The 13552-nt window shown below is 47.2% G+C and carries 13 protein-coding genes; 8 read left to right on the plus strand and 5 right to left on the minus strand.

Annotated elements, in window-relative coordinates; translation table 11 throughout:
- Positions 1–177: 177 nt before the first annotated feature.
- On the minus strand, positions 178–3477 hold the full coding sequence (locus tag NLX73_RS22060) for a DUF5695 domain-containing protein (protein ID WP_254327341.1): 3300 nt from the start codon (positions 3475–3477) through the stop codon (positions 178–180).
- 151 nt (positions 3478–3628) lie between these two features.
- On the opposite strand from NLX73_RS22060, the gene NLX73_RS22065 reads away from it, so the two are divergent.
- Positions 3629–4267 carry a pentapeptide repeat-containing protein gene (locus tag NLX73_RS22065; protein WP_069291061.1) on the plus strand — a complete coding sequence of 213 codons (639 nt, stop codon included), beginning with the start codon at positions 3629–3631 and terminating at the stop codon, positions 4265–4267.
- 141 nt (positions 4268–4408) lie between these two features.
- Here NLX73_RS22065 and NLX73_RS22070 read toward each other — a convergent pair whose 3' ends face one another.
- Together NLX73_RS22070 and pdxR are read right to left on the minus strand one after the other, a co-directional pair.
- The gene (locus NLX73_RS22070; RefSeq protein WP_254327342.1) at positions 4409–4837 is read right to left on the minus strand and encodes a DUF1259 domain-containing protein; all 429 of its coding nucleotides are present in this window, start codon (positions 4835–4837) and stop codon (positions 4409–4411) included.
- 122 nt (positions 4838–4959) lie between these two features.
- A complete protein-coding gene (gene pdxR / locus NLX73_RS22075; protein WP_254327343.1) occupies positions 4960–6498 on the minus strand; it encodes a MocR-like pyridoxine biosynthesis transcription factor PdxR in 1539 nt (512 codons plus the stop codon).
- Positions 6499–6613: 115 nt separating this feature from the next.
- Here pdxR and NLX73_RS22080 point away from each other — a divergent pair, with 115 nt between their 5' ends.
- The 7 genes from NLX73_RS22080 (at position 6614) to NLX73_RS22110 (ending at position 12246) form a co-directional block, all read left to right on the plus strand.
- Positions 6614–7225 (plus strand): pyridoxamine 5'-phosphate oxidase family protein, encoded by a 612-nt coding sequence (locus NLX73_RS22080; RefSeq protein ID WP_061831284.1) that lies wholly within the window; start codon positions 6614–6616, stop codon positions 7223–7225.
- A gap of 254 nt (positions 7226–7479) precedes the next feature.
- A complete protein-coding gene (locus tag NLX73_RS22085; protein ID WP_061831285.1) occupies positions 7480–8064 on the plus strand; it encodes a TetR/AcrR family transcriptional regulator in 585 nt (194 codons plus the stop codon).
- A 113-nt stretch (positions 8065–8177) separates the two neighbouring features.
- Positions 8178–8279 carry a hypothetical protein gene (locus NLX73_RS22090; protein WP_023986941.1) on the plus strand — a complete coding sequence of 34 codons (102 nt, stop codon included), beginning with the start codon at positions 8178–8180 and terminating at the stop codon, positions 8277–8279.
- A 343-nt stretch (positions 8280–8622) separates the two neighbouring features.
- The gene (locus tag NLX73_RS22095) at positions 8623–9078 is read left to right on the plus strand and encodes a MerR family transcriptional regulator (RefSeq protein ID WP_250267416.1); all 456 of its coding nucleotides are present in this window, start codon (positions 8623–8625) and stop codon (positions 9076–9078) included.
- A 40-nt stretch (positions 9079–9118) separates the two neighbouring features.
- On the plus strand, positions 9119–10330 hold the full coding sequence (locus NLX73_RS22100) for an MFS transporter (protein ID WP_061831287.1): 1212 nt from the start codon (positions 9119–9121) through the stop codon (positions 10328–10330).
- Between the two features lie 27 nt (positions 10331–10357).
- Positions 10358–10786 carry a universal stress protein gene (locus NLX73_RS22105; protein WP_254327344.1) on the plus strand — a complete coding sequence of 143 codons (429 nt, stop codon included), beginning with the start codon at positions 10358–10360 and terminating at the stop codon, positions 10784–10786.
- Between the two features lie 41 nt (positions 10787–10827).
- Positions 10828–12246, plus strand: a complete 1419-nt coding sequence (locus NLX73_RS22110; protein WP_254327345.1) for an aldehyde dehydrogenase family protein — start codon at positions 10828–10830, stop codon at positions 12244–12246.
- A 111-nt stretch (positions 12247–12357) separates the two neighbouring features.
- Here NLX73_RS22110 and NLX73_RS22115 read toward each other — a convergent pair whose 3' ends face one another.
- Positions 12358–13152, minus strand: coding sequence for an SDR family oxidoreductase (locus NLX73_RS22115; protein WP_076265259.1), 795 nt, complete (start codon positions 13150–13152; stop codon positions 12358–12360).
- Positions 13153–13236: 84 nt separating this feature from the next.
- Positions 13237–13524, minus strand: coding sequence for a DUF1330 domain-containing protein (locus NLX73_RS22120; protein WP_165178959.1), 288 nt, complete (start codon positions 13522–13524; stop codon positions 13237–13239).
- Positions 13525–13552 lie beyond the last annotated feature (28 nt).

Genomic DNA, 13552 nt, shown 5'->3' on the forward strand with positions numbered 1-13552 from the left:
TCTCCCCGGATTTCTCCCCTGATTATAGACTTAACTTAAGTAATCCGGGGGTGGAGCTAATATAGGAAGAATCATTCACGATACCAATCATTTACGACGATAATGATTCACGACGCAAATCATTCACGGTACAAATCATTCATAATCTAAAACGTTAACGGCATGAATGAATACATTCTAATCTGCTCCTTCAGCATATGAATGGGCTCCCACATCATGGGCTGTAATGGTGGCGCTTGCCGAGGCCAAGCCCCGGATTTCCTGAGCGGTTAGGGCTCTGTTGTAAATAATCAGTTCATCCACTGCACCGTTCAGGTAGGGATCATCAAACTGGGATTTCCCAATATAGTTCCGGTCTGTCAGTCCAAGGCTGGAAGGCTTGAGCGTCATGTTCGTGTTACGCGTCGCCTCTACACCGTCCAGATACATCATTCCAGTATTGCCTGACAAAGTCACGGCGACATGCTTCCAAACCCCTGTTGCCAGCTCTGGCGCATTCAACTGTTGTTCCTCTCCGTTCCCCGAGACGGTGATAGCAAAGCGCATACCGGTTCCCTCGGCTTTGGGTGTCAAAAACATATACCGATTCGTGCCTGCTCCAAAATCAAACAGGCGTGCCCAGCCGTTATGCGTGTTCACCCGTACCCACGCGGCAATCGTAAAGTCATTTAGGCTGCTAACGATACCACCGGGCAGGCTAGCATAGGCGTCTGTACCGTTAAAGTGCAGGGCATTGCCTTTCCGTCCGGCGCCCCACGCCCCTCCATTTACACTGGCCTGCTGTCCATAACCTGACGAATCGGCTGCGGTAGATCCGGCCGTTTCGTCAAATTCATAACGGGCTACAATGTCTCCGGCGGGAGACGGGTTGTCTGTACTCGACTGGATACGGATATCATAGTTGGCTGCCGTACCGATATTCAGTCTGACCGTGGTCGTAGAGCTGTTAGCAGCCGTGACTGATCCGTTTTTTGTGCCGTCTACGAGCACGTCATACGTACCTGCCGCAAGTCCGGTCAAGCTCATAATGGTGGTGTGAGTCGTGCCTGGAGTCGTGTTTTTCAGCTTCAGGCGGATGCTGTTCTTGGACTTAGACACGATGGCCGAGCTATATTGGTCCCGATTCAGCTCCAAACTCAGCTTTTGGGTGATCAGATGCAGTCGCTGGAATACACCGTCCTTTGGAGTGATCGTGTAGCTGTTACTGCTTTCTGTAACGTCACAGCCATAGCCGAACAAGCCGAATATTGGATCTACAGCAACATCCGAGCTTAGGATTTTAATGGCTCCAAATAGCCCCAAGTCGGCTTCCCCGGACATCCCGCGCCATCCGTTAAAGAGGGGGCCGCCGTCCAGACCGAGTGCGCCATAATTGCCCTTGCCCGCCTGATATGTCCACGATACCGCCCCGATATTGGCAGGATCAGAGCTGATCTGTCCCGAGTTAATCGCCCCGATGTTCGCCAGCTTGGCGGCATAGGACAGACGCTGATCCACTTCGGGCTTGGACGAATGCCGACGTGTCCAGTCATTCATCGCATAGCCGGCCAGTGAAGTGGTATACTGGAAGTTCCACCAATTCTCTCCGGTGATGGTGACCGGATCGGCGTAATAGTACCAGACAGGCATATGACCGCGTGCAGCACGCGTTTTGGCGTTGATTTTGCTCATCATGGTCGTGTTGTTGTTCATTTTGGCGAGTGTATATACGGCTTCTTCACCTGTGTTGTCATAGTTATACTCAGAGCCATAAGGATAGGTGGTGTTTTTGAAATTGTTGTACTTGGTAGCCATTTTGGCAATCAGGTCGTTAGCCTCGGTGGTCAAGCCTTCTTCCTGAAGCGCTTTAATCATATCAGGTGTAGTTAGCTCACCCATGAGTCCCGTGTTCCAATTATAAGCAACAGGGCCTTCATACAACGCTTTAAAAATACGATAAGCACGTAGCAAATATGTGTTTTTGCTATTGCGATAGCTGATCAGGTTGGGATACAGCTTGGCAAGTTTATACATGCTAAAAAATGTATTATAAATGTGCGGATAGGCATAGCCCCGGTACGTTGGTGTCGTATTAGGCTGGGGCATCAGGAAATCAGGAACCAGATAATCGGTATGATGGCCTTCCATCAAATTCGTCCAGATGGCCACCTCCAAATAATCATCGACTGCCTTGATTTCAGATGCTACGGGCTTCTGAACGTTTTTCTCCGCCAGAAACTGGCCGTGAGTTAGTCCCCAATCATCACCCCAGCCCCAGTAGCCAGCAAAGCTGTTTCGTTTGGCCTTGTATTGCATCATCCAGTCATCAAAGACCTTGTCCCTCAGGTCGCCCGGCACGTTCCATTGGGTGCTGTTGACCATGAAGGTAGAGTGACGCTGAAGTGCAGCTTCGACTGGCTCGATGGCATAGAACTGGAGAACGGTTTTTTCGCCGTTACCATAGTTTACAGTAATATTGTTATGTCCCAGTCGTCCCAGTGTAAGTTCATATATTTTATGGTTTGTAGGGGCTGTTTCCAGATAGCTGATGGTCGTTTCGGACGGATATTGCGCTGTGACAGAGGTAATAGATTTGCTGGTATGCAGATCGAATTTGGCCTTGAGATTGGTCGGGAAAATCATACCCGGAACCACGGTCACATCCACATGTCCCTCACTGTACAGCCTGTCCTTTACAGCCTGCTCGTCCGCTACTTTATAAAATTTAAAGGCATACGTTTTGCTTTCACCAGGAGCCAGCGACAGACTGGTGCTTCCGAGATAACCACGGTTGGTGCTCTTGATGACATAGGAGTGGATATAGAACACATTCAGTCCTTCGGACCAGCCGCCTTGCTCCATAGCCCAAGTGCTGCCGGGATGCTCCTCAGTTCTCCAATGGTCCTGATATTCGAGACCAGCACCCGTTGAGGCATCAGGGATTAGCAGTACATACGGTCCGATGCCGCTAGGTCGTCCGGCGGTAATAAAGGAGCTATTATGGCCTACAAAGGAGTGTGAGAGTACTCTGGTTTCATAAATTTGTTCATTATTGCCACCGGACCAGTACTCGTTAAATGGAAGCGGCAGTCCCCAATCTCCGATCTCCAGCGTTTGATTAGAGGTGTTTGTTACTTTCATTTGCCAATGCAAATAATCGTTAACCAACGAATAAGTTTCATGTAAAATGAAATTACGTATTCCCTTATTGTTTGATGAATTCTGATAGGCTACCTGGACACTGTTTCCAGAAGAGGTGATCTGGCGCGCATCAGCAGAATTACTTGTCCATGCCCGAGTCCACGCTCCGTTGCCGAGACGATAGGTGAACATGAGTTCACCCAGCCACTGATGATCCGACGTATTCTGTTTAGGTGCGTTGGAGCTATTCATGACATAGTTGGTATTAAAAGTGTCCCCTACCAGTCGTAAGGAAGAGAGATCGCCGTAATCTCCGACAGAGATGGAGAACACTTGATTAGATAGTTGTACTGCCATGCTATCAACCTCCTAACAAAGGTTCGTGAGCGTGCTCACTACGTTAATATATGTGTGAGAAATACTTTTGCTACCCTATGTATGAGAATTGATAGAAAATAGATTCATATAAATGTCCTAGAGGGAGCTCAATCGTGGAGGTAGAGGTATTATGAAAATTAAAATGGAGTTGCCGAAGATTCCTGTCGACTTGCCCATATTAAATGAAGAAATGTATTCCTTACGATCCAAAGGTGAATATCGTATGGGGTCTGTAGAGGATATGATTTTGGATAATGTGGAAGCGGTTAAGGTTTCATTAGAGAAGATGGCTTTTAAAAATGTAACGATCATGGAATCGTCATTACCGGAAAGTGAATGGACAGACGTCATTTTTGATAAATGCGATCTGTCTAATGTTCATTTTTCCGGTTCCTTTATCCATCGGGTAGAGTTCAGGAACTGCAAACTGCTTGGAACAGACTTTTCCAGAAGCAGGCTCCAAAACGTTCGTTTTTCGGATTGCTTAGGGGATTATTCAATGTTCCGTTTTGCTAATTTTAAGCAAGTTGGTTTTGAAGATTGTTCTTTGATAAGTGCCGATCTGTATCATTTAACACTACAAAAAACCTTTTTTAACCGTTGCAATCTGGATCAAGCGATGCTATCCGGGTCCAAGCTCAACGGGATTGATCTGAGCGATTGTGAATTTGATGGGTTACAGGTGGATATAGAAGATTTGAATGGCTGCATCATTTCACCGCATCAGGCTTCATCATTTGTGGGCCTTTTGGGGCTAGTGATTAAATAAGGGATTCCTCACTGATTTTTATTACGCTCCCATGCCTGGCGTAGATGTTTAATATGATGTTTGCTTATCCGTAAGGGGTCTATGTTCCGCCCATAACAAAAAAAGATCCGCCTAAGCGGATCTCTTGCATTTATTGATAGCTTATTTTTTTTTAATAACTGGCCGTACAGGCTTCGTTGTCAAGACATTAAGCGCGTCACGCACTTCAGTGGCGAAAACAAGCGGCTTTTCTACTTTTTCGAAGTGGATGTACCAGAGATTGGGGTTATCGAATAGCCAGTGATTGTGCAGTGCCGTTACTTTGACACCATGTTTACGAAGTTGAGAAATAAATGGATTAATTTCTGCGGTCAAAATCACGGTTTCACCAAGACATAATCCTTTTCCGTTACGGCCAATACTTTCGAAAGAAAAAGCTTGGGGTATTGCAAGAAAGGATCTGGTCTTTTTCCCTAAAATGATCGGCTTGATGTTATTTCTGACTGTAGATGCAGTACAAACTCCGTTAATGATTTGAGGTGTTGCTTTTAATATAGCTGCAAACTGTCTACAAAGCGGACTAATTGCCATTTCTCTCACTCCAATTCTTTTGAATTACTAGCATCATATGAAAAAGTAAGGGAATGGGAAGGGTAAGTCTTCTTTATCATTAGTCTAATTTGCTATATACAAAGTACGAATGGAGTACCCTTTTAAAGCCTCAGCTTTGCTCCGTGATACTCATGTTTGATACTGTCCCATGCCTGGCGCAGACGATTAAACCCTTCAATAATTTGTTGCTCCGTTAAATGGGCAAAGATAAAGCAGGCTGATGGAGGTCCCGGTGTCAGTTGGTAATCGGCGGCATCACGCCATGTGACTCCGTAAAATTGTGCTGTCTGCATCAAATGATGATACTGGGCAGACCCATGCTTCCAGATGGCATAGGCATGTAGTCCGCAATCGTTCTGATGCCAGTGAAACAGTTCACTTAACTGCTGTATTTCACGCTGAAACACGTCGTAGCGTGATCTGTATATTCGAGTCATCCGACGCACATGGCGTACATAGTCGCCGCGCATCATAAAACGTGCTAGTGCGCGCTGTTCCAAGCGGGCAGGCGGCAGGGGATCATATAGTCGTTTGGCAGCTGTCAGCGCTTGGGCCAATTCAACGGGCAGAATCGCAAATCCGAGTCGAAGGCTGCTGAACATGCTTTTGGAAAAGGAACCGACATAGATGACACATTCCGCGCGATCCAGTGCTTTTAATGGTTCAATGGGTCGTCCTGCCCAGCGGAATTCACTGTCATAATCGTCCTCAATGATCCACGCTCCCTTGGATGCTGCCCATTGCAAAATGTGTTGACGGCGTGTTAATGGCAACACTGCACCGGTTGGAAACTGACGTCCCGGCGTAACAAACAGCAATTTGGAATCCCAATCCTGTGGGACAATTCCATGTTGATCCATTTCAGCAGCGTGTATCTGTCCGCCTGAGGCAGTAACTGCACGGTAGATGCCGGAATAACAGGGATTCTCCAATACAATTCGATCTTGTTCATGAATAAGCAACTGACTTAATAACGTGATCACTTCCATGGAACCACTGCATAATACGACTTGATCCGGCGTGGCCGTAATTCCGCGTGTCCTGCCAACATGATGGCAAATCGCTTCACGCAGCCATTCATCACCGCTCACTGGTGCAGTCGTCGTATCAGCCGAGGGCCTTTGCAGATCTTTTCCAGCGGCAGTCATTGCGCTTTTCCATGCGATCTGTGAATTGCCCTCCAATACAACTTCTCCTGCCTGGAAAGAAATCAAAGGCGGTTGCGCACTGTCTCTATCTGTAGCAGAAGCAGGAGACGACTGTAAGTTTCGTTCCCTTTCGATCTGCATGATTCGTTGTCCCCATGCTGATAGAGCAGGGGCTTTTTGTTTTGCGACAGGTGAATTTTGGTTCTGCTGGCTGATTAGAGATTTGTCGGGCAGCACCGCTGTCTGTTGCATAACAAAGGTTCCTCTGCCTACTGTTGAATCTACATATCCTTCTGCTAACAGCATATCGTATGCTTCTTTAACGCTACCTCGCGAAATTCCATACATCACAGCTAGATCACGAGTGGAAGGCAGACGCGTACCACTGGCAAGGGAACCATTGAGGATTCCCTCACGAAGAGCATGATACAATGCCAAATATTTCAAATGATACTTTTGAAGCGCACGCTGATAAGCAATCGTAATATCCATACTCTTCTCCTTCGATTGGACCACTCATTTTCGTTCATATTGGATCTTTTTATGAATCCATTTTCAACATAATCTGAAATGTATCATTGGTCAATAGATGGAAGGAGAGTTCCCTGTGAGAAGAAAAGAATTTACGGTGGCAGAACAAGAGGAAATAGAGCAGTTTCTGAGCGAGGTCAGTTTCGGATTTTTAGGCATGAACAGCGAGGATGGTTTTCCGCGTGTGGTTCCCTTGAATTTCGCTTATGGAAACGGCGTTTTTTATATTCATGGCAGCCGTGCTGGAGAAAAGATGGAACGGATGAAAGAGGATAATCGGGTTACTTTTTCAGCCGCCAAAGAATATGCGCTCATTCCGTCTTATTTTACGGATGAACATATGGCATGTCCTGCGACATCATTTTTTAAAAGTATTACCGTGCGTGGTCATGCGGAGCATGTAGTGGATTTGGAAGAAAAAGCATCGGCCTTTTCCATTTTTATGAGTAAGCTGCAACCGGAAGGCGGGTATGACACGATTGATGCCAGCGATTCTCGGTATGCTTCACGCTTGAAAGGGGTCGCTCTGATCAAAATTGTACCAGAGGAATGGACTGCCAAGTTTAAATTCGGTCAAAATGTCAAAGATCAGGAACGTCAGCAAATTATCGACGGCTTGCAACAACGGGGGCTGGATGATGATCTGACAACGATTGAGATGATGCGCAAATATTGTCCTCATCATTGATATATATCGAAAGTCAGGATTTTGCAAAATCCTCAATTATAAATATTTGAATTCAGCGTAATAATTCCTGCTCGCTCACTATCAGTTTGGTTAATTATACCTTGTAGGCAGATGCCCTTGATTTTCCAAAACTTTCAGTCCTTCTGTATTAGGACTTTTGAAGGACAGGTATATATCATCCTCAAGCCCATTGTTCTTCCTGCAAAGGAACTTTATAATACGATAGATTTGTGGCGTAAGGGGGCAAGACCGTGATGAGAGCAGGAGTCAGAAGTCGGGAAAGTCGAAGGTTGTTACTGGAAGCGGGGGCTGAAGAGTTCGCTCAGACGGGGTTTTATCAGACTAAGGTAAGTTCGATCGCGGCACGTGCAGGATTGACGCAGCCGGATTTTTATATTCATTTTGAAAGCAAGGAACAAATGTATGAGGAGCTTGTGGAGAGCTTTCGTACTTTGGTGAATGATACGGTACAAAGCATGAAGATTGGCCCAGACCAAAGCGAGGCTGAAATTTTGAGACGGGGACAAGTGTTTCTGGAAGCTATTTTTCGCGTGTTGTCTAACAATCCGGCGATCACTCGTGTCGGATTTTACCAGGCGGCAGACTCGGTGCGCATTAAGGCGGAAATGGCCGAGCATATTAAAAAGCATCTGCTGGCGGCGCAACGATGGGGCTCCTGCCGTGAGGAACTGGACCCTGAACTGACAGCAGAATGCGTGATCGGCTTGATTGAACGGCTGACGTTAACTAAATTGCTACCTGGACGTGAAAGTCCGTCTGTGCTTGCCAAGCAGGCACGAAACCTCCTGTATCACGGCATGCTCGGGTCCGAAGAATAACAGGATTATACAATCCCAACCTAGATTTGGGCGGCAGGCGCGGCATTTGTCCCTATCATGAATGATGGCATAAGCATAAGATGCTCTTGTAAACCATGAAGGGAGGAATCACCATGTCTGGAGTAGGCGCTGGTTATGGAGCTTTTACATCTACAGGAGCGATTCTGGTACTTTTCATTCTGCTCGTTATTATTTCCAAAGCATTTATCATCTAATTCGTAGCTCAAGGATTTAAAATTCGGGAGATTTGCTGGAATCAGTAGGGAGGAGGAATACGAAATGGGTGAAGTAGATAGAGGTTGTGGCGGTTGTAACATGTTCACCTCCACTGGTGTTATTCTGGTTCTCTTCATTTTACTGGTTATCATCACTCGTACTTGTTTCATCTAAAGCTATATTCATGGGCTTGAACACCGATGCTCGGGTCTATGACCGTGCAAGCCAAACTAGGAACCGTCTCCAACAGGAGCGGTTTCTTTTTTATGTTAAAGTTTACGTTGACGTTAACGTTATAGAGGCGTAGTATTTATATATAATCTTTTTCATAAGGTGGGTGTCATGGTTACGTATAAAATTGATGAGGTCGCCAAACAAAGCGGATTAACCAAGCGAACCATTCGTTATTATGAGGAAATCGGCTTATTGCCCTCTCCGCAGCGCAGTGAAGGAAATATGCGCCTGTATACGCAGAAGGATGTGGATTTACTAAAAAAAATAGTGAGTGCCAAGGAAGTACTTGGATTCTCCTTGCAAGAGCTTCAGCGTTACATGTCCGCAGCGGAAATGCTCAAGGGTCAGCGGGAGGAATATCGCGAGCGAACGGAGCATTTGCAACCGAACGAGCGACGGGCCATGTTGGAGGATATGGAAGGTACACTGAACGAACAGTTGGAATTAATGGAGGGAAAAATCAACAGCATCCGTATGCTCCAGACTGAGCTGGAGGAGTTGCGGGTTAGGGTGCGTGAACGCAAGGTTCTTCTGGATGAGGAACTTGATCACGACCCGTCATAACAAGAACATTTACATTCAGATGTGGAGGTAAAATCATAATATGAGTTCACAACACGCATTACCTGAAGAGTTAAAAGAACGCTCAGGCTTGCTGTCTCAACCTAAAGCGGTATGGGCGGTCGCCTTTGCTTGTGTTATTTCATTTATGGGTCTGGGATTGGTCGATCCGATTCTTCCGGCCATTGCCGATCAGCTTCATGCTACGAAAAGCCAAGTGTCATTGCTGTTCACCAGCTATAATCTGGTAACAGGCGTTGCGATGCTGATTACGGGCGTTGTATCTAGTCGATTGGGTGTCAAATGGACACTACTAACCGGGATTTTGTTTATTATTGTGTTTGCCGGACTGGGCGGCACAGCCAATACAGTTGGCGGAATTGTGGGCTACCGGGCAGGCTGGGGTTTGGGGAACGCTTTGTTTATCGCAACAGCGTTGTCTGCGATTGTAGGTCTGTCCACTTCTGGAACAGCTAAAGCAATTATTTTGTATGAAGCGGCATTGGGCCTTGGGATTTCAGTGGGGCCGTTGTTGGGCGGTGAGTTAGGTTCCATTTCCTGGCGCGGTCCGTTTTTCGGTGTAGCCGGACTGATGGTAGTGGGATTTTTGTTCATTACGTTTATGCTGCCTTCGATTCCAAAGCCCAAAAAACGCGGTTCCATTGCCGATCCGTTCAAAGCGCTCAGTTATCCGGCTTTGCTCACGCTCGGTATTGTAGCGTTGTTATATAACTTTGGATTTTTTACGTTGATGGCGTATTCTCCATATGTAATGAATCTGGACGAGCATGGTTTAGGTTATGTGTTTTTTGGCTGGGGAATTATGCTGGCCTTTACCTCGGTGTTTGTAGCACCGAAGATTCAAGCACGCTTGAGCGTGGTATCTTCCATTAGTATCATGCTGACGCTGTTTGCCATTGATTTAGGTGTTATGGCGATTGGGACGATAGCTGGTTCGCCAACGACTGTCATTGTCGCCGTCATTGTAGCTGGTATTTTTCTGGGAATTAACAATACATTGATTACAACTGCTGTTATGCAGGCTGCCCCAGTGGAGCGCTCGACAGCATCTGCGGCCTACAGCTTCATGCGGTTTTTGGGCGGGGCAATTTCGCCGTGGCTTGCAGGGAAGCTGTCAGAGTGGTACTCAGCAGAAACCCCGTTTTATTTTGGAGCATTGATGGTACTGATTGGTGTAGCTGTGCTGATCGTACGTCGTCGACATATGCAGGATATTCAAGTGGATGCACACTAAAATTGGACTTCTGAGGAGGAAAAGAGTATGAACGAGTACAAACATATTCTAGTCGCGATTGACGGTTCGGAACACGCGATGAAGGCGTTGGAGACAGCCAAAACGTTGTCTAAGCAGCTTCAGGGGAATCCGCATCTGACTGTATTGCATGTAAACCCGGCTTTATCCATGAATGAGCCGCCGGTTGGGGTTGATGTGGATGAGCGGATCGAAGAGGAAGGTCGTCATATCTTAGAACCTGCATCCGACTATTTGAAGGACGAGGGTATTTCTTACCGTATGCTGGCGGGTCACGGTGATCCGGCCAGTGTCATTTGCGAAAGTGCAAAGCAGGAAAAGACGGATTTGATCATTATGGGGACGCGGGGCAAAGGACTTGTTTCCGAAATGATACTGGGTAGTGTGAGCCATCGGGTGATTCAGCATGCACCTTGTCCGGTGTTGACGGTAAAATAGATGGTAAAAGAACGTTGATATCAAGAGAAGGAGGGAAAAGCATGCAGCAGCATTTATTTATTGGTGGAGAATGGAAAGCTGCTTCATCGTACACGACGTTGAAATCACCGTATTCCGGGGAAATCATTGCTGAGGTGGCAGAGGCCACGTCAGAGGATGCCAAGGCTGCTATTCAAGCGGCCTCTGATGCACGCTCGGAGATGCGGGCCATGCCAGCGCACCAGCGGTCAGCCATTTTGGAGAAGCTGGCTAACCTGCTGGAAGAGCGGCGTGAGGATGCAGCGCGCATCATTGCACGTGAAGCGTCCAAACCATGGAAGGCTGCGCTGGCGGAGGTTGATCGGACGGTGCAAACCTACAAGTTCGCAGCTGAAGAAGCCAAACGGATTCACGGGGAAACCATTCCGCTGGATGCCGCACCGGGCGGCGAGGGTCGTATGGCCTACACGCTCAAAGAACCAGTAGGGGTAGTCGGAGCTATTACACCATTTAACTTCCCGATGAATCTGGTCGCTCATAAAGTGGGTCCCGCGCTGGCAGCAGGCAATACGGTCGTATTAAAGCCTGCGGAGCAGACGCCGTTGTCGGCTTACTTGATTGCGGAGCTGCTGGAGCAGGCTGGATTGCCTGCGGGCGCTCTTAACGTGATCAGCGGCGATGGTAAAACCATTGGCGACGTACTTGTCACTGATCCACGCGTCAGCTATATCACTTTTACCGGTAGCCCGGCGGTCGGTACAGAAATTCGCTCCAAGGCCGGCTTGAAGCGGGTCACGCTGGAGCTGGGTTCCAACGCGGCTGTTATTATCGACCGTGATACGGATGTGGACGCGGTCATCGACCGCTGTGTGAGCGGAGCTTTTGCCAATCAGGGACAGGTGTGTATATCGGTTCAGCGTATTTACGTTGTTAATGAACTGTATGATACCTTTGTATCCCGATTTATAGAAGCGACTCAACGTTTAAAAATTGGAGATCCGCTAGAGCCGGACACGGATGTATCCGCGCTTATTTCAGCCAAGGATGTCGAACGTGTCCGTGAGTGGCTGGAAGAAGCGGTTCAAGCAGGTGCGAGGATCGCTCTGGGTGGCCAAGCCAAGGGGGGTATTTTGGAGCCGACGGTTTTGCTTAATGTGGACCCGACTTCCAAGGTGTCCTGTCGTGAAGTGTTTGCCCCGCTTGTGCTGATTCATTCTGTTAGCTCTATAGATGAAGCCGTAAACCATGTGAATGATTCGATCTATGGCCTGCAGGCGGGAATTTACACGCGTGATATCACGACCGCGCTGGATGCAGCGGACAAGCTTGAGGTTGGCGGCGTGGTAATCAATGACATTCCAAGCTTCCGTGTTGACCATATGCCGTATGGTGGTGTGAAGCAAAGCGGCACTGGACGAGAAGGCGTAAAGTATGCCATGGAAGAAATGCTGGAAACAAAGCTGGTCGTTATTAAACGGTAGTAGTTATATAAAAGCCTATCTGATGGACATAGATAATACGTTTTGCGTATGTCTGCTCATTAGATGGGCTTTTTTTCACCTTTTGCGCGATTGTCAGATGAAAATAAAGTGTTAGACCGTTGGAACTGTTCCACCGTCAATATTATATTCACTTCCTGTAATTGAAGCGGCCCGGTCGGATACCAGAAAAGCAACAAGCTCAGCGACTTCTTCTGGTAGTCCTGGACGACCAATTGGAATTCCTCCCAACGAGTCCATCAGTTGCTTTAATGCACTTTCTCGGTCACCTGTCGTCTCAGCAATCCGATCAATCAAACTTTGTGCTGCCTTCGTTTCGATAAAGCCTGGCGCAACTGTATTAATACGAATGCCCTGAGGCGAAAACTGCTTGGATAACCCTTTGCTGTAAGTAGTTAAAGCTGCTTTGGCTGCAGCATAAGCCAATGTTGCATCATATAGCGGCAAGCGACGTTGAATAGATGAAATATGAATAATAACACCGGAACCCTTTTCCACCATAGCCGGCAGCAGTCCACGGTCTAAACGGACGGCAGCAAACAGATTGGCGTTAAAAGTTTGCTGCCAATGCTCGTCTGTCAAGATAAGAGCTCCTCCGGATGGGGCTGACGAGCCTCCAACATTGTTGACAAGAATATCTACACCGCCTAGGCGCTCAAGAACACTGTTTACTACTTTATCTACACCTTCAGGCGTACTAATATCGGCTGGAATAAACAGGTCTGGATTTTCTAAATTAACTGGAGTAGTTCGAGCCGTAGTTATTACGGTAGCACCTGCAGCTGTAAGTCTCTTAGCAATAGCCTCTCCCATTCCTTTGGTACCGCCTGTGACCAAGGCCCTTTTGCCTTTAAACTCACTTAAAATGCTTTCTAATTGAAAACTCATGCGAATAATTCCTCCTAAATTTTACAATGTGGTTGAAAAATACCTCTAGGTATCTCCACTTCGAGTTCACTTGTCTTGCGAACCTTACAAACTATCGACAATGACACCCCGGTACCGCCCTCCGCGCAGTCGATGCTTTAGGGCTTTTTGATAGGCTGGACTAAAGTACCAAGCTTGTGCTTCCTCAAAAGTGGGGAATTCCAAGATGGCCAGCCCTTCAATAGCGGGTCCTTCGAGGACTTGGTATGCGCCATACATTGCTAGGGGGTTGACGGAATGTCCCGCCAAACCTGCCGGTGCCAACTCAGAATAGAGTTGGAGTTCAGTTTGATCGGTACTCTGTTCACGTATAAAAACAACATAAGCGGGCATATTCGTTTTCCCTTTCTTATTTTTTTAA

The organism is Paenibacillus sp. CH40 (assembly GCF_024213605.1).
GTDB lineage: Bacteria > Bacillota > Bacilli > Paenibacillales > Paenibacillaceae > Paenibacillus > Paenibacillus polymyxa_B.